Annotated in this window: 22 protein-coding genes and 1 riboswitch; of the genes, 11 read left to right on the top strand and 11 right to left on the bottom strand. The window is 47.6% G+C overall.

From position 1 onward, the window contains the following. Positions 1-108 precede the first annotated feature (108 nt). Both INF29_RS05565 and INF29_RS05560 read right to left on the bottom strand, forming a co-directional pair. On the bottom strand, positions 109-489 hold the full coding sequence (locus tag INF29_RS05565; protein ID WP_193485156.1) for a GNAT family N-acetyltransferase: 381 nt from the start codon (positions 487-489) through the stop codon (positions 109-111). Positions 490-536: 47 nt separating this feature from the next. After that, a complete protein-coding gene (locus INF29_RS05560) occupies positions 537-839 on the bottom strand; it encodes a helix-turn-helix domain-containing protein (RefSeq protein ID WP_193485154.1) in 303 nt (100 codons plus the stop codon). Positions 840-1,004: 165 nt separating this feature from the next. Here INF29_RS05560 and dnaX point away from each other — a divergent pair, with 165 nt between their 5' ends. The 3 genes from dnaX (at position 1,005) to recR (ending at position 3,644) form a co-directional block, all read left to right on the top strand. Further along, a complete protein-coding gene (gene dnaX / locus INF29_RS05555) occupies positions 1,005-2,609 on the top strand; it encodes a DNA polymerase III subunit gamma/tau (RefSeq protein WP_193485152.1) in 1,605 nt (534 codons plus the stop codon). An 80-nt stretch (positions 2,610-2,689) separates the two neighbouring features. Continuing rightward, positions 2,690-3,031 carry a YbaB/EbfC family nucleoid-associated protein gene (locus INF29_RS05550; RefSeq protein ID WP_022255680.1) on the top strand — a complete coding sequence of 114 codons (342 nt, stop codon included), beginning with the start codon at positions 2,690-2,692 and terminating at the stop codon, positions 3,029-3,031. 16 nt (positions 3,032-3,047) lie between these two features. Further along, positions 3,048-3,644, top strand: coding sequence for a recombination mediator RecR (gene recR / locus INF29_RS05545; RefSeq protein WP_022365379.1), 597 nt, complete (start codon positions 3,048-3,050; stop codon positions 3,642-3,644). Between the two features lie 68 nt (positions 3,645-3,712). Here the strand turns inward: recR and INF29_RS05540 are convergent, their stop codons facing one another. Continuing rightward, positions 3,713-4,069 (bottom strand): winged helix-turn-helix transcriptional regulator, encoded by a 357-nt coding sequence (locus tag INF29_RS05540; RefSeq protein ID WP_191344753.1) that lies wholly within the window; start codon positions 4,067-4,069, stop codon positions 3,713-3,715. Between the two features lie 122 nt (positions 4,070-4,191). Here INF29_RS05540 and INF29_RS05535 point away from each other — a divergent pair, with 122 nt between their 5' ends. After that, positions 4,192-4,587: a pyridoxamine 5'-phosphate oxidase family protein gene (locus INF29_RS05535; protein WP_072851706.1), complete on the top strand. Its 396-nt coding sequence runs from the start codon at positions 4,192-4,194 to the stop codon at positions 4,585-4,587. 240 nt (positions 4,588-4,827) lie between these two features. Here the strand turns inward: INF29_RS05535 and INF29_RS05530 are convergent, their stop codons facing one another. Beyond that, positions 4,828-5,304 (bottom strand): threonine/serine exporter family protein, encoded by a 477-nt coding sequence (locus INF29_RS05530; protein ID WP_072851708.1) that lies wholly within the window; start codon positions 5,302-5,304, stop codon positions 4,828-4,830. An 18-nt stretch (positions 5,305-5,322) separates the two neighbouring features. Next, positions 5,323-6,081, bottom strand: coding sequence for a threonine/serine exporter family protein (locus INF29_RS05525; protein ID WP_193485149.1), 759 nt, complete (start codon positions 6,079-6,081; stop codon positions 5,323-5,325). A gap of 200 nt (positions 6,082-6,281) precedes the next feature. Next, positions 6,282-6,388, top strand: a riboswitch (TPP riboswitch). A gap of 71 nt (positions 6,389-6,459) precedes the next feature. On the opposite strand from INF29_RS05525, the gene tenA reads away from it, so the two are divergent. From tenA to INF29_RS05495, 6 genes are all read left to right on the top strand, one after another. Further along, on the top strand, positions 6,460-7,119 hold the full coding sequence (tenA, locus tag INF29_RS05520) for a thiaminase II (protein WP_072851712.1): 660 nt from the start codon (positions 6,460-6,462) through the stop codon (positions 7,117-7,119). Positions 7,120-7,140: 21 nt separating this feature from the next. Further along, entirely contained in the window at positions 7,141-7,896 is a 756-nt protein-coding gene (locus INF29_RS05515) for an ABC transporter ATP-binding protein (protein WP_087988364.1), read from the top strand. After that, positions 7,893-8,636: an ABC transporter permease gene (locus tag INF29_RS05510; RefSeq protein ID WP_072851716.1), complete on the top strand. Its 744-nt coding sequence runs from the start codon at positions 7,893-7,895 to the stop codon at positions 8,634-8,636. Before INF29_RS05515 ends, INF29_RS05510 begins: the two co-directional genes overlap by 4 nt. A gap of 3 nt (positions 8,637-8,639) precedes the next feature. Further along, positions 8,640-9,674: an ABC transporter substrate-binding protein gene (locus INF29_RS05505; RefSeq protein WP_191344756.1), complete on the top strand. Its 1,035-nt coding sequence runs from the start codon at positions 8,640-8,642 to the stop codon at positions 9,672-9,674. A 144-nt stretch (positions 9,675-9,818) separates the two neighbouring features. Beyond that, a complete protein-coding gene (locus tag INF29_RS05500) occupies positions 9,819-10,583 on the top strand; it encodes an SDR family NAD(P)-dependent oxidoreductase (protein ID WP_193485147.1) in 765 nt (254 codons plus the stop codon). Beyond that, positions 10,573-11,433 carry a YihY/virulence factor BrkB family protein gene (locus INF29_RS05495; RefSeq protein ID WP_193485145.1) on the top strand — a complete coding sequence of 287 codons (861 nt, stop codon included), beginning with the start codon at positions 10,573-10,575 and terminating at the stop codon, positions 11,431-11,433. The genes INF29_RS05500 and INF29_RS05495 overlap by 11 nt, the downstream gene beginning before the upstream one ends. 45 nt (positions 11,434-11,478) lie before the next feature. Here INF29_RS05495 and INF29_RS05490 read toward each other — a convergent pair whose 3' ends face one another. From INF29_RS05490 to INF29_RS05470, 5 genes are all read right to left on the bottom strand, one after another. Next, on the bottom strand, positions 11,479-11,598 hold the full coding sequence (locus tag INF29_RS05490) for an XkdX family protein (protein WP_193485143.1): 120 nt from the start codon (positions 11,596-11,598) through the stop codon (positions 11,479-11,481). A 1-nt stretch (position 11,599) separates the two neighbouring features. After that, on the bottom strand, positions 11,600-11,884 hold the full coding sequence (locus INF29_RS05485; RefSeq protein WP_193485141.1) for a hypothetical protein: 285 nt from the start codon (positions 11,882-11,884) through the stop codon (positions 11,600-11,602). A gap of 19 nt (positions 11,885-11,903) precedes the next feature. Continuing rightward, complete coding sequence (locus tag INF29_RS05480) at positions 11,904-12,566, bottom strand: hypothetical protein (protein ID WP_193485140.1); 663 nt, start codon at positions 12,564-12,566, stop codon at positions 11,904-11,906. A gap of 156 nt (positions 12,567-12,722) precedes the next feature. Next, positions 12,723-12,953 carry a helix-turn-helix domain-containing protein gene (locus INF29_RS05475; RefSeq protein ID WP_072852746.1) on the bottom strand — a complete coding sequence of 77 codons (231 nt, stop codon included), beginning with the start codon at positions 12,951-12,953 and terminating at the stop codon, positions 12,723-12,725. A gap of 14 nt (positions 12,954-12,967) precedes the next feature. Next, a complete protein-coding gene (locus tag INF29_RS05470; RefSeq protein ID WP_022255023.1) occupies positions 12,968-13,195 on the bottom strand; it encodes a helix-turn-helix domain-containing protein in 228 nt (75 codons plus the stop codon). A gap of 137 nt (positions 13,196-13,332) precedes the next feature. On the opposite strand from INF29_RS05470, the gene INF29_RS05465 reads away from it, so the two are divergent. Further along, the gene (locus INF29_RS05465; RefSeq protein ID WP_087988372.1) at positions 13,333-13,635 is read left to right on the top strand and encodes a helix-turn-helix domain-containing protein; all 303 of its coding nucleotides are present in this window, start codon (positions 13,333-13,335) and stop codon (positions 13,633-13,635) included. An 80-nt stretch (positions 13,636-13,715) separates the two neighbouring features. On the opposite strand, the gene asnB is transcribed toward INF29_RS05465, so the two are convergent. Further along, positions 13,716-15,545 carry an asparagine synthase (glutamine-hydrolyzing) gene (gene asnB, locus INF29_RS05460; protein WP_193485138.1) on the bottom strand — a complete coding sequence of 610 codons (1,830 nt, stop codon included), beginning with the start codon at positions 15,543-15,545 and terminating at the stop codon, positions 13,716-13,718. Between the last annotated feature and the right edge of the window lie 159 nt (positions 15,546-15,704).

Genomic DNA, 15,704 nt, shown 5'->3' with positions numbered 1-15,704 from the left:
AGTAGGGGGCAGCCAGAGTTAAAAGTGTGGTTGCCAGACTATTCAATGCCCCCTTTAGGGGGCTACCACAAGAGATAGACCCTTATAGGGTCTGATCAAACCACCCGTTCAACGGGTGGTTTTGATTATATAAGATTGCAGGCTTTTCTGACAGCCATTTTTTTCATAAAAAGATTCCAGCCCCGGCTGTGCACCAAAATACAGCAGAGAAGGTGCGTTTTCTCTGGCACGCTGCAACAGTTTGCTGCCAATGCCTTGTTTCTGATAGTCCGGTAAAACCAGAAGTTCTGTAATGGTTCCAAAAAAATAACCGTCTGAAAGAATCCGCAGACAGCCAACCAGTTTATCACCATCATAAGCGGTGATGTTCTGGGTTTTGGATAAGGCTGCGGCAGTTTTTTCTAGGTCATAGTCACCCTGCCAGATCTGGTTTGCAAAGGAAATGAAAGCAGCGGCAGTCAAACGCTGATCATTGATTCGATATTCCATGAGTACCTCCCAAAACATTTATTTTTTTTGCAAAAATTTCCAGTATTTTATTGACGATTTCTTCCACTTGGGCAAATTCTTCGGGAGAAAGCCGCCCAAGTCGCTGAGGGCATCTGCCGGAGATTTTTTATATCCCCAAAAAGAAGGGTGTCTGCGGAAACATGCAGCACCTGACAGCTATTTTGGAGGGTTTCCATGGAAAGCCCTACGATGCCTCGCTCCATGGCAGAAATATGCTTGGGTCCAAGATGCAAAAGTTCGGCGAAAGCCTCTTGGGTCAGACCTGCTTGTAAACGAGCTTTGCGAATGCGGCTGCCCATTTGGATATTGAGTTCTTTTTTCTGCTGCATATTATCACCACCTATTTCTTTTTATCATAATGGGTGAGAGGGTGTTGTCAAGGGGATTTTTGTCTGTCTCCCCGCCTTTTCATTTCCCCTGCCCTATGCTATACTGTATCTGTCCCTTTGGGACATTTCCGCCTGTTTTTCAGGCGTTATGAAGGAGGAATCGCCATGTCTTACACGGCGTTATACAGAAAATTCCGCCCCAATGTCTTTGCCGGCGTGGTGGGGCAGGATCATATTGTGAAAACACTGAAAAATCAGATGAAAACAGGGCGTGTGTCCCATGCCTATCTGTTCTGCGGCACCAGAGGCACCGGCAAAACATCCACAGCGAAAATTTTTGCCCGTGCCATCAACTGTCTGCATCCTACAGAAGATGGGGAACCCTGCAACGAATGTAAAGTCTGTCAGGATATTCTGGCTGGGCGCAGCGTCAACGTCATGGAAATCGACGCCGCTTCCAACAACAGCGTCGACAACATCCGTGAAATTCGGGAAGAAGTGAAATATCCCCCCACAGAAGGCACCTTCAAGGTCTATATCATCGACGAAGTGCATATGTTGTCCAACAGTGCTTTTAATGCATTGCTGAAAACATTGGAGGAACCCCCTGCACACGTTATCTTCATTCTGGCAACCACAGACCCCCAGAAAGTACCTGCAACCATCCTTTCCCGTTGTCAGCGGTTCGACTTCCGTCGCATCACTGCCGATGATATTGCCCATACGTTGATGAAATATATGACAGAGGAAGGGCTGACAGCCACGGAGGATGCTCTGCGCTATGTGGCACAGCTGGCAGACGGCTCTCTCCGTGATTCCCTGAGTATTCTGGATCAGTGCCTTGCTTTTTACAGCGGCGAGGAAGTGACACTGGAAAAAGTACAGGATGTGGTGGGTGCCGTTGACAAGACGGTATTCTTTGACATGACAGAAGCTTTGAAGCAGAAAGACGCCGCCAAAGCCATGGAACTGGTGGAGGAAATGCTGCTGGCAGGCCGTGACGTGAAGCAGTTTGTGACGGAGCTTTTGGTGCATCTGCGGAATTTGCTGGTCACATCCACGGTGCCCGACAATGCCCGTATTCTGGACTTGTCCGCGGAAAACGCCGCTCGTTTGCAGCAGCAGGCGAAAGGACTTTCTCCTGCGGAACTGACTTACTGGATTGGGCGTTTTTCCGGTTTGCAGAACGACATGAAATACGCTTCCAATGAGCGTATTTTGCTGGAAGTGGAAATCCTGCGCCTTTGCTCCACATGGGCAGATACGGATTTGACTGCCTTGGCGGCAAGACTGGCAGGATTGGAGCGGAAAGTGGCAGAAGGTGTCACTGTTACCGTGACAGAACAGGTTTCTGACGGTGCTGTGAAAAAAGAAAAGCCCAAGGCAAAGCGGAAACCACCTGCGCTGCCGGAGGATAAGGAAAATCTCCAGAAAGAATGGCCTTTGCTCCGCAATGAAATCGGCGACCCCATTCTGAAAAGCAAGCTTTCCCGTGTGGAAATTGGCTTCAAAGAGGATGATAATGTGTATCTGGTCTGCGAATATGGCGCATTGGCGGATATGGTACAGAAATATCTGCCCCAGATTACTGAGGAACTGGAAAAAGCGACAGGCAAGACTTTCCAGCTGCAAACATTGGAAAAAGCCGCTTACGACCAGTGGCGGGAAGCCAATTACGGCGCGGAGGAGGAAGCGGCTTCTGATGAAAACGACCCCGAATGGGCAAGCATCATGAGCGGATATTTCCCCGAAGCGGATATGGAACCCTAAAAACACTTGCAGTTCCGGCACTTTTTATATAAAATAGAAACGATATGGTAAAAATCAAAACTTTTAGGAGGTTATGAAATATGGCAAGAGGCGGATTCCCCGGCATGGGCGGCATGAATATGAACAACCTGGTGAAACAGGCGCAGAAAATGCAGAAACAGATGGCTGCCATGCAGGAAGAACTCAACGAAAAAACACTGGAAATGACCAGCGGCGGCGGTGCTGTGAAAGTTGTCATCTCCGGCAAAAAAGAAATCAAAGAACTGAAAATCAACCCTGATGTAGTAGATCCCGATGATGTGGAAATGCTGGAAGACCTGATCCTGTCCGCAGTGAACGAAGCCATCCGTCAGGCAGACGAAATGTACAACAATGCCATGGGCAAACTGACAGGCGGCATGGGCATGGGCGGCATGTTCTAAGAAAAAGAGGGATACCATGAATTACTACGGAAATCCCATTACCAGACTCATTGAGCAGCTGGCAGGTCTGCCGGGCATCGGCGGCAAGTCAGCCCAGCGTCTGGCTTTTCATATCATCCATATGCCTGAGGAAAAAGTGGCAGCCCTTGCGGGTGCCATTCTGGAGGCGAAACAGCAGGTACATTACTGTTCTGTCTGCTGTAATCTCACAGACGAGGACCCTTGTCCCGTCTGTGCCAATCCCAACCGGGATCACGGCACCATCATGGTGGTGGAAGACCCCAGAGATATGGCAGCTTATGAGCGCACCAGAGAATTCCACGGGGTATATCATGTACTCCACGGCGCCATTTCTCCCATGACAGGCGTAGGACCCAATGACATCCGCATTGCGGAACTGGTGAAGCGCATGGACGAGAATGTGAAAGAAGTTATTTTGGCAACCAACCCCAATGTGGAAGGGGAAGCAACGGCCATGTATATCAGCCGTCTGCTGAAACCCATGGGGGTCAAGGTGACACGTATTGCCAACGGCGTGCCTGTGGGCGGCGATTTGGAATATGTGGACGAAGTGACCCTTTCCCGGGCGCTGGAAGGCAGAAGGGAATTATAAGAAAGCAAAAAAGCTGAAATCCTTTGTATCATAGGGATTTCAGCTTTTTATTTTGACTGGAATTTGCATTATAGAGTTTCCGGTTTTTCCTCGTCTGCCTGCTGTTTTTGCCACTGGGTATAGGCGTTGCCGAAGGCTTCCAGACTATCCAGTACGGGATAAAAAGCCTCGCCAATTTGGCTGACGCTGTATTCCACTTTTGGCGGCACACCGGGGTATTCTGTGCGGACAATAAGACCGCTGGCTTCCAGCAATTTCAGCTGTTTGGATAATGTGGCGTGGGTCATTTTGGGCATTTGCTTCTGTAATTGCCCGAACCGCAGGGTTCGTCCGTGGAGCAGGTGCAGGATGAGGATGCTCCATTTGCCTGCCAGCAGTTTCTGGGCAGTGACAAAGGGACAGGGGATTTGTTTTTCTGGTTCCATGAGGATGCCTCCTTAGTATCTTTTCCTATACTAGGTATAGAAAAAAATCGTACTTGTATTTTCTATCATAACAGAAGATAATAAAATAGTAAACGTAGAAAAAGAAGAAAGGCGGTAGAAGTATGAAAAATCCTGTAGAATATTTGAGAGAATGTAAAGTTTTTTATCTGGCAACATGTGAGCGCAACCAGCCCCGTGTACGTCCCTTCGGCGCTGTGGCTCTGTACCAGAATCACGTATATTTTATGACTGCAAATACCAAAAAAGTATATCGCCAGCTGAAAGAAAACCCTCTGGCAGAAGTATGCGCTATGCATCCCGACGGCACATGGATTCGCATCAACGGCAATGTGATTTGGGATAACAGCCGGGAAGCAAAAGTGGCTATGCTGGAACAGAATCCCGACCTGCGCAGCATGTACAGTGAAGACGACGGCAAAATGGAAGTCTTTTATCTGGAAGGCGGCAGTGTAACAATCGATTCCTTCACAGCTCCTCAGGAATCCATGGCACTGTAATAGATTTCTCATCAACGATAAAAACCGGAAGCTCTTAGGGGCATCTTCATAAGAAAACAAAGAAAGCCAAAATCCTTATCATAACAAAGGATTTTGGCTTTCTTATTTTATTAAGATTTTATTTGTTATGTTTTCTTATGAAGACAGCCGTCGCAATTCCCCTTAAGAAATCAAGGAAAAGGAAAATCAATGTTTTCTTAAGGGGAAGTTGCTTTAGGGGCTTCCGGTTTTTTGATACGATCAATTATTTTGTTTCTTTTTCCCGAAACGAGGGAAGATTTCAAAGGCTTTGTAAGGCAATACCAGAATGATCAGGGAACCGATGGCAATGGCGCCGGAGAGTTTGAACCCTGTCAGAGCATTGGAATAAGTGGAAAGGATATTGCCTTTGATGGCAGCCTGCATGGTGTTGTAAACGGCGGCACCAGGCACCAGTGACAGTACGCCGGGAATCTGGTACAGGATGGAAGGTTCCTGTCTATGGTAGGAAAGGAACCGCGCTGTGGCAGTGATTGCCATGGTAGCAATGAGGGTAGCCGTTGTGGCGCTTTCCGTATAGGAAAAGACAAGCATATATACAAACCAGGACAAAAAGCCATTGATGCCGCTGTAAAGCAGTTCCCTTCTGGGGGCGTTGCAGATGATGGAATAGCCCCAACTGCCTACAAAGGAAAAGGCTGCCTGAAATACAATCATTTTCAATGTGATGTCTGTCATAATAACCTCCTGCACATCTTAAAAATTGGGGAAGATACTCAAAGCCATAGCGACGCCGGCGGCGATGGCACAGGCAATGAGGAAGGCTTCCATCAGTTTGGCATTGCCGCTGATGAAGTTGCCCTCCAAAAGGTCACGGATACCTTTTGTCAGGGTAATGCCCGGCAGTATGGGCATGATGCTGCCGACGATCATCATATCGATCTGGGTGAAAGGCAGAATCAAATGGAACAGGCAGGCCAGTAACCCTGTCAGCAGACCGCCGGTGAAGGAACTGAAAAAGTAAGATGTTTTTCGTTTGCTCATGATATATGTCATAATGCCCAGAAGGGTGCCGATGATAAAGGCGGCGACGCCGTCCCAGAAGGTGCCGTTGTATACCATGGTCAGACCGCCGGACGTGAGGGCATAGCCCAAAATCCGCTGCCATGGCGCAAAAGACGGGGCGTAGTGGATTTCCAGCACTTTTTGTGTGGCTTCTTCCAAGGTGATTTTCCCAGCGACAAAAGAGCGGCTCATGTTGTTGACGGCACAGATTTTCTCAAAATTAACGGAGCGGTCACTCACCCCTCTTGCCATGGAAAGGGGCCCCTTTTCTTCACGGGGCAGGCTCACAATGAGCATGGTAGACAGCGCCAGGGCTTCTACGTGTTTTCGTCCGCTGACGGAAAGAATACGCAGCATGGTATCCTGTACGCGGTATGTTTCCGCGCCAGATGTCAGCATGATCTCACCGGCGTCCAGTGCCAGATTCAGCAGCTTGGTATCGTCGTCCATTACCTTTTACCTCCAAACATTGTAAATTTCGTTGTTGTCATACTAAGTGTATTCTTTTTTTGCAAAATGTAAAGGGAATTTTCTGTAAAATTATTTCGCCTGCGAACTATTTTTTTTGTGCGAAAGTGTGAAAAAAGGGATGGTGTATACAAAAAAGTCATTTACATTGCTTTTCTTTTGTACTATAATAAAGAAAATGAATACAAAGCTGGGGGTGCCGACGCTGAGCGGCTGAGAGGAATGCAGATTCCAACCCTTTGAACTTGATGTGGTTAGTACCATCGGAGGGAAGCAATACAAGATGATATGGAAATTATAAGATTCTTTCCTTCTAAGAGGGAAAGAATTTTTTTTGTGGAAAAAAGGAGGAACATGGACATGAAATTGACAGAACGTCTTTATAAAAGTGTGGAAGATATCTGGATGGGTTATTTAGACCAGCCTTTCGTAAAAGAACTGGCAGAAGGCACACTGGATGTGGAAAAATTCCGTTTTTACATGATTCAGGATTACCGTTATCTGCTGCAATATGCCAAAGTGTTCGCTTTCGGCGTTATCAAGACAGAAGACCCGGAACTGATGCGCCGCTTTGCCGGTATGGTGCATGACGTACTGGACGGGGAAATGAACGTACATAAGACTTACATGGCAAGACTGGGTATCACCGAAGAAGAAGTGGCAAAGACCCCTTCCGCTCTGACAAACCAGTCCTATACCTCCTATATGCTGGATGTGGCAAACAAAGGCGGCCCGCTGGAAATCCTCATGGCAGTGCTGGCTTGCGCATGGAGCTATCAGGTCATTGGGGAACACCATGTGAAGGTGCCCGGCGCTGTGGAACATCCTCTTTACGGCGAATGGGTACAGGGCTACAGCAGCAAGGAATATGCGGACAGCACCAAAGAAATCATTGACTGCGTAGACGCTCTGGGCGAAAACATCACTCCCGAACAGGAAGCATATCTGACTGATATTTTCGTAAAATGCAGCCGCTATGAAAAACTGTTCTGGGATATGGCTTATGCCATGGAGATGTAAAGAAGGAGAGCGAAAGAAGTTATGCTGCAATTTGAAAATGTATCCTTCCGTTATGCCGAAGACGACTTCGACATGATGCGGAATTTGAATTTTCAGGTGGAGGACAGGGAATTTGTGTCCATCATCGGCGCCAGCGGCTGCGGCAAAAGCACCATTTTCCGCCTTATCAACGGTCTGGAAAAGTTACAGCAGGGTCGGATACTGGTGGATGGCCGCCCGGTGCAGGAACTGAAAAACTACAGTGCTTTTATGCCTCAGAAAGACCTGCTTTTCCCTTGGCGCACCATTGAAAAGAATATCTGCCTGCCTATGGAACTGGCGAAAGTTCCCAAGGCGGAACAGGAAAAATGCTGCAAAGAAGTGCTGGAACAGGTGGGACTGTCTGAATACGCCAAAAAGTATCCCAAAGACCTGTCCGGCGGTATGAAGCAGAGGGTAGCCTTTGCCCGTACATTGCTGTCCGGCGCGGATATGCTGCTGTTGGACGAGCCTTTCAGCGCATTGGACTATCTGACCCGTGTGGATATGCAGGAATGGCTGCTGCATCAGTGGGAGCATTACCATAAGACCATATTGTTCATCACCCACGACGTAGAGGAAGCTATTTTCCTTTCCAAAACCATTTTTATCATTCAGGACAGACCTTTCTCCCAGATGGAACGGGTGGAAGTGCCCCTGTCTTATCCACGCAATCGTGAGGATTTGAAACGTCCTGATATTGTGGAACTGAAAGAAACCCTCATTGAAAAACTCAGAAGGAGCGTGATGAATCCATGAAAAAACATCTGCCTTCTGTGATTCTGGCTGTGGTTCTGCTGCTGCTGTGGCAGGGCATCGCTATGATTATTGACGCGGCTTATATCCTGCCGTCACCCACACAGATTTGTGTGCGGCTGTGGGAGCTTCGGGAACCCCTGTTTTTGGTGCATCTGCCTGCAACCATGAAGGTCACAGCCATTGGGCTTTTGATTTCCATTGTGCTGGGGATTTTGCTGGCAGTTGCCATGGATGCCAATGAAAAAGTGGAACGGGCACTGTATCCCGTTATCGTGGCATCCCAGACCATCCCTACCACAGCCATCGCGCCTTTGTTCATCCTCTGGTTTGGCTATTCCATCTGGAGCAAGGTGCTGGTAACCATTTTGATCACCTTTTTCCCCATTGCCATTACGGTCTTTGACGGCTTCAAAGCCACCAAACGGGAAATGGAAGAATTATTGCAGACTTACGGCGCCACAAAAGCCGATATTTTCTGGAAGCTGAAACTGCCTACGGCTCTGCCCAACTTTTTCTCTGCCATCAAAATGGCCATCCCCCTCAGCGTCATCGGGGCTGCCATTGCCGAATGGCTGGGGGCACAGGAAGGTCTGGGCTACTTCAGCAAACGTATGATGACACAGTTGGACGGCGCAGGCGTTTTCGCGCCTGTGGTGCTGTTGTCCATAACGGCTATGCTTGCCGTTGGGATCATTACCGTCTTGGAATATCGTTTTATCAAATGGAGAAAGGAGATCTAAGTGATGAAAAAGAAATTGTTTGCAGTGCTCATGGCAGCAGCCATGGTATTTGGCATGACAGCCTGCGGAAGTGGAGAATCCGCAGACACCACAGCCGAAACCACTGGCGACGAAGCCCAGCTGGAGGATTTTTCCATTGTGCTGGACTGGTACCCCAATGCGGTACACGCCTTCCTGTATGATGCCATTGAAAAAGGCTACTTTGCAGAAGAAGGTCTGAATCTGGTGATCCAGTTCCCTGCCAACACCAATGACGGCATTTCCCTGCCTGCTGCTGGCAAAGCGGATGCCGGCGTGTACTACATGCAGGATGCCATCATGACTTCCTGTGAGGAAAATGTGCCCATCGTTTCCATCGGTGCGGTGACACAGAAATCCATGAACGTTGTCATTTCCCTGAAAGACAGCGGCATCACAGAAGCAAAAGATCTGGCTGGTAAGAAGATCGGCTATGCAGGTACTGTCCTGTCTGAAGCACAGATTCAGGCAATGCTGCAGAATGCAGGTCTGACTGCTGACGACTGCGAATGCATCGACGTTGGTTTCGACCTGATGTCTGCACTGACAACCGGTCAGGTAGACGCTACCATCGGTAACATGGTCAACCACGAAGTGCCGCAGATGGAAGAACAGGGCTTTGAAGTAAATTACTTCTATCCCACAGACTTTGGCGTACCTCAGGGCTATGAACTGGTATTTTTGGCAAACAAAGACGCTGTAGCGGAAAATCCCGAAAAATATCAGGGCTTCCTGCGCGCTTGCCAGAAAGGCTTTGAAGACATGAAGAACAACCCTGACGAAGTGCTGCAGATTCTGCTGGACAACCAGAACGAAGCAAACTTCCCTCTGTCTGAAAACGTAGAAAGACAGAGCATGGAAATCCTGCTGCCCGATATGGAAACAGAATCCGCGCCTTTCCTGCATCAGGAAGTATCCGTATGGCAGGAAAACGCTGACTGGATGTATGAAGTTGGCGTGCTCACAAAAGAAGCCGATGTCAGCGGACTGGTGGTAAACCTGTTGGAAGACGCACAGTAACAAATATTGATTTAAAAAAGAATTGCCGGAATCCTTACGATGGGGCTCCGGCTCTTTTTTTGTACCTTTTTGCGATTTCTCCCGCATTGAAAAACCCCTGTTTTCCGGGTATAATGAAAAGAAAATCCTAAAGGAGGCGGGGCTATGCGTGCCCTCATCACCGGAGCCACCAGCGGCATTGGCAAGGCTTTTGCCCTGCTTTTGAGCCAGAGGGGCTTTGACCTGATTTTAGCCAGCCGGAATACGGCAAAAATGCGGAAATTACAGAAATTACTGCCTACCCATGTGGACATCGTCACGGTGGACTTGACAAAAGAAGCGGACTGTTATCATTTATACGAAACCGTGAAAGATATGCCTATTGATCTTGTCATCAATAACGCAGGCATGGGAGCCGTGGGGCAGTTTGCCGAAATCCCGCTGGAAAAAGAACTGGATATGCTGAATCTCAACGTCCGGGCGGTACATATCCTTACAAAGCTGTTTTTGCAGGATTTTGTCCGCCGGGATTATGGATATATTTTGAATGTGGCGTCGTCGGCTGGGTTTATAGCAGGACCCCTTATGGCGTCATACTACGCCGGGAAGAATTATGTGCTGCGGCTGACACAGGCAGTGGCAGAAGAACTGCGGCAGGAAGGCAGCCGGGTAAGGGTGTCTGCTCTTTGTCCCGGACCTGTGGATACGGACTTTAACCGCAACGCCAACGCCAAGTCTGCTGTGAAGGGTATTTCGCCCAAGAAAGCGGCAGCGGCAGGACTGAAAGGCGTATTTGCCGGAAAAACGGTGATACTGCCTGACGGCGGTACCTACGCCACAAGACTCATGCAGCGGATATTGCCGGAAAAATGCCTGCTGCCTTTGACCTACGCCATCCAAAAGCGAAAAGAGGACGAACATGGAACTTGATTTACATGGACAGATCAAAAAACGAAAAGGCTGGCAGAAAGTGATTCTGCTGACCATACAGGGGTATTTTGACAATAAGGTGGGGCGCAACGCCGCTGCCATGACATACTACCTCTTGTTTGCCATGTTTCCGTTTTTTATTTTTGTCACATCCCTGCTGGGGCTTCTGCACCTGCCTACATTGACATTGGATGGACAGATTACCCGTTTTCTGCCAGAGGATGTGGTGGCGTTTCTGAATCTTGCCATTGGGCATATCACAAAGAGCAGCAACAATGCTTTGCTGACATTCGGGTTGGTGTTCTCTGTGTGGTTCCCTCTCCGGGCAGTTTCTAATCTCATGGAAGCCATCAACGATATTTACGGCGAAGAAAAATCCGGCAGCCATTCCATCCGCACTGCCATTTTGACAGCCTTGACCATTGTGCTCATTCCTGCCATGCTGCTGCTTTTGCTGCTGGGGGAAAGGGTGCTGGGATTTGTAGGGGAATATATCCCCATTTCTGCGGAATTCATCACTGGATGGAGCCGTATGCGTTTTGTACCTATGGCGGCAGCGCTGCTGTTCATGTTATCGGCGGTGTATTTCTTTTCGCCCTCTAAAATACAGAAAGTGCGGTATATCCTGCCGGGGGCCATCCTCTCCATGGGTGTGTGGATGCTCTTTTCCCTGATATTTTCCTACTATGTAGACCATATGGGACGGTATTCCATCATTTATGGCTCCATCGGGGTCATCATCGCCTTGTTGGTGTGGATGGACTGGAGTTTGATTGCTATGCTCATGGGTGCAGTGTTTAATGTGGCGCTGAAAACCACCTACGACAAACCAAAAGAAATGGAAATATAAAAAACCGGAAATTCCAGTTGTGTGGAAATTCCGGTTTTGTTTTTGTCAGAACTGGATGATGTCCTGATATTCTTCCTCTGTCAGCTTGCCCAGTGCCAGATAACGCTGGAGCTGGTCTTTGCGGACATAACCCAGTTTGTATTTTTTCTTCAGGATTTCGTACATCTCACATGCCTCCTTCCAGGATTGCCAGTTCCAAGTCCGCCAGCCCCTGCATGATGATTTGCAGGTCTGTGTAAACGGGTTCCGGCTGTGGTTCATAGTCATAAATGAGCTGCTGTTCTTCGTTCAGCTTTAGATAGACCACAAAGCCTTCCTTTGGCTCGGGAAAAGGGGGCAGGGCAGTATCCAGCCAGATGGTGTTGTCTGAAAGACAGCTTTCTGCCGCTTCTTTGCTTACATAGAGGTTGTACCAGATGACGCGTCCGGTTTTGTCAAAATTGACTAACATGTTTATTCTCTCCTTTCGTTTATGCTTCTTTGGTGTCGGTGTAGCCCAGTGAAAATTCATTGAGATACAGTGAAGAAGCAGAAGATGCATACCACATGAAGGTATAATCTATCCCGGCTATAACAGGGAATACCCATTCAAAAGTAGTAGGGTTTCCTTTATTGGGGGTATAGACGTAGTTGATATGGTAATAGCAAAAATCTTCCTGCTGGAGCCCTTTTGGTATGGAACTTCCAAGCTCACTTTGATCCGGCGCTTCCAGGATGGAAAGAGGCGCTTTGTGATAGATGAAAAATTCGCCGTTTGCTGTGTCTGAAGAGGTCCATTTTACATAGACTGTACCGTTCTTTTCTGCGCGAAAAGTGGTAAGTTTTCCATAAAATGTGGTAGAGCCGGAAAGGTTGGGCTTCCAGTTCTGGATCTGTTTTTTGATTTCCGTTTTGGAATAACGGTAGAAATCCGCCTTTTCCTCCGGTTGGTTGCCCGGGTTCAGGAGTCCGAAAAGGGTGTCCTCTCCTTCGTCGCCGGGATTGCCGATTTTTTCGCTGACCCCTGCCATGTCCTGCTCCGCTTGATACAGCTGGGTGTCGATGGCATCCATGTTCTCGTTGAAGTCCGCCACGTCGTAATAGTCGTCGGTGCCGGGCTTGATGAGGTCATAATGCTCTGTGAATGTTGCCATTTGTGTTCTCTCCTTTCTCTTTGATTTTTGGTTACGCCCTAAGGGTAAAGGGTTCTAAGTCCCAAAAAGTCCCAACTTGCGAAAAATGCGGAAAAAAGAAAAGAAAAATGACATGTTCTCAAAATCATGAGAGCATGTCTTTTTTATGTGAAAAAATCAGTCAAATTCCAGAAATTTGTGTGGTGGAACATCTAAAGCGTTGGCAATGCGGAATAACGTGTAGAGGGAAATGGGTTTGTAGATATTGGGCGCTTCAATCATACCAATAAAGTTGGTTGCAACATGGATTTTCTCTGCTAGTTCCTCTTGGGTCAGCCCTTTCAGTTTGCGATAATAAGCGATTTTTAGACCAATGATTCTATATTCTTCTGTAAAATCGTTTTCCATCAAAATCTGCTCCTTTAAAAATCCAAAAGTTCTCCCGGTGCCATTTCCAGCGCATCCGCAATGCGGAATAATGTTGTCAGTGTGATTGGCTTATAAATGTTAGGGGCTTCGATCTGCCCGATGAAACTGGTGTCCACGTCCAGTATTTCTGCCAGCTGTTCTTGTGTCAGCCCTTTGAGTTTTCGGAAATAAGCAATTTTCAGTCCCAGTTTTTTGTAGTTTTCTGCATAATCTTTTTGCATTGTCCATCCTAACCTTTCTTTTTTGTTAGTATAATGGACGTAGGCATGGCTTTTTATTGTATTAAAAATAACTTATATTATGATATAATAATAAATATGGTAAAAAATATAATAAAAAGGGTGAAAGGGGCAAGCACATGAAAACCATATTTGCACAGAATTTACGGAAATACCGCAAGATTTGCGGCATGACCCAGCAAGCACTGGCTAAGGAACTGCATTACAGCCATACAGCCATTGCCAATTATGAATCCGGCAGGAATGAGCCTTCTTTGTCGGATTTGTGCCGTCTGGCGGATATTTTGGGGGTGTCCACAGACGCACTTTTGGGCAGGGAAGGTGTGAAATACAAAGCCATGACCAATCCTTTTTTGGAGCGATTCCTGCAATTGGAGCCGAAAATCCAGAAAATCGTCACAGAATTGATTTTTCTGCTGTAATGGGGAACGGCGGAAATTACAATAAAAAAAAACAGCTGGAACCCTTTGTATGTAAGGATTTCAGCTGTTTTTGCTTTCTGTTATGCAGCCTGTTCAAAGAACTGCTGGTGCCATACTAAGAACATATAGATTGTCCAGATCTTACGGCTGTTGTCTGCCTTGCCTGCACGGTGTTCATCCAGATATTTGATGATTTCCGCAGTGTTGAAGAATTCTTTTGCCGCAGGGCTTTCAAAAGCAGCTTTCACACGGTTGTAATAAGCGTCTTCTTTCAGCCAGATACGGATGGGTACGGGGAAGCCCAGTTTTTTCTTCTCCGCAACCATGTCGGGCAGATAACGGTGCGCCGCCTGACGCATAGCAAATTTTGTGTTTTCTTTGTTGACTTTGTATTCTGTGGGCACGGTTCTGGCAATGTCGAATACTTTTCTGTCCAGGAAAGGTACACGCACTTCCAGAGAGTGTGCCATACTCATTTTGTCCGCTTTCAGCAGGATATCGCCGATGAGCCAGAAATGGATGTCGATATACTGCATCTTTGTCACATCGTCCTGATCTTTCACTTTGTCGTAGTAAGGACGTGTCAGTTCGGTGTGGTGATATTTCCCTGTAGGAGCTTTCAGGATTTTTTCACGTTCTTCTTCCTGGAACATGAAAGCGTTGCCGATGAAGCGTTCCTGCAAGTCCTTGCTGCCGCGAATCAAGTAGTTTCTGCCTTTTACCTTGGGCAGTTTTTTCGCTACAGCGCCCATGGCTTTCCGTACGGGACGAGGCAGTCTGGTCAGAGGCAGCAGGTCGTGAGGTTCCCGGTAAATGTTGTAACCGCCGAAAAATTCGTCAGCACCTTCGCCGGAAAGGGAAACTTTCACGTGTTTTGCCGCTGTCTGGCTGACAAAGTACAGAGCAATAGCGGAAGGGTCTGCCAGAGGCTCGTCCATGTGGTACTGCACCTTGCCGATTACGTCCCAGTATTCGTCTTTGGAAATCAGTTTGTTGTAGTTGTCGATATGGATTTTTTCAGACAATGCTTTTGCATAGTCGATTTCGTTGTATTTTTCGTAGTCGAAACCAACGGTGAATGTTTTGTCACCGTGGAAAGACGCAGCCACATAAGAACTGTCTACGCCGCTGGAAAGGAAAGAACCTACTTCCACGTCGCTGATTTTATGCTTTTTGATGGAATCCTGCATGGCGTTGTCGATGTCGTCCACGAACTGTTCCAGAGATTTGCTGTGGTCGGGTTCGAAAACGGGTTTCCAATAGCGTTTGATGTCCATTTTGCCGTCCTTAAAAGTGAAACAGTGAGCAGGAGGCAGTTTGAATACGCCTTTGAAGAATGTTTCCGGCAGGACACTGTACTGGAATGTGAGATAGTTTTCCAGTGCTTCTTTGTTTACTTCCCGTTTGAAACCGGGGTATTCCAGAATGCTCTTGATTTCGGAGCCGTAAACCAGGTTTCCGTTCTGGATGGAATAGTAAAAAGGCTTGATGCCGAAAAAGTCTCTTGCGCCAAAAAGTGTCTTTGTCTTGCTGTCCCAGATAACGAAAGCGAACATGCCGCGCAGTTTAGGCAGCAGGTCTTCGCCGTATTCTTCGTAGCCGTGGAGCAGGACTTCTGTGTCCGCATGGCTGCCCATGACATGACCCTTTGCGATAAGGTCTTCACGGAGTTCCTGATGGTTGTAGATTTCCCCGTTGAATGTGATGACCATATCCCTGTTTTCGTTGTAGATGGGCTGGGTGCCGCCCTCCAGGTCGATGATGCTCAAACGGCGGAAGCCCATGGAAACGCCGTCGTCAATATGTTTGCCGCCGCTGTCAGGACCGCGGTGGATGATTTTGTTCATCATGTTTTCCAGTATTTCTTCGGAAGTCAAAAGACGTCCTGTAAAGCCGCAAATGCCGCACATAGATGTTGTTCCTCCTTTTATATATGTCAAAAAACATATCTATCCGCATTTTACTTTAGCACAAAATGGGGAAAAAGCAAAGGCATTTCCCCAAAGAAATGCCGCAGACTGTAGAAAAACGAAGTTTTATACTTTTTCAAGAACGCGGAAGGGGTTGGG

It is taken from the genome of Anaerotignum lactatifermentans (assembly GCF_014982935.1).
Taxonomy (GTDB): domain Bacteria; phylum Bacillota; class Clostridia; order Lachnospirales; family Anaerotignaceae; genus Anaerotignum; species Anaerotignum lactatifermentans.
This window is presented reverse-complemented; position numbering and strand designations above follow the sequence as displayed.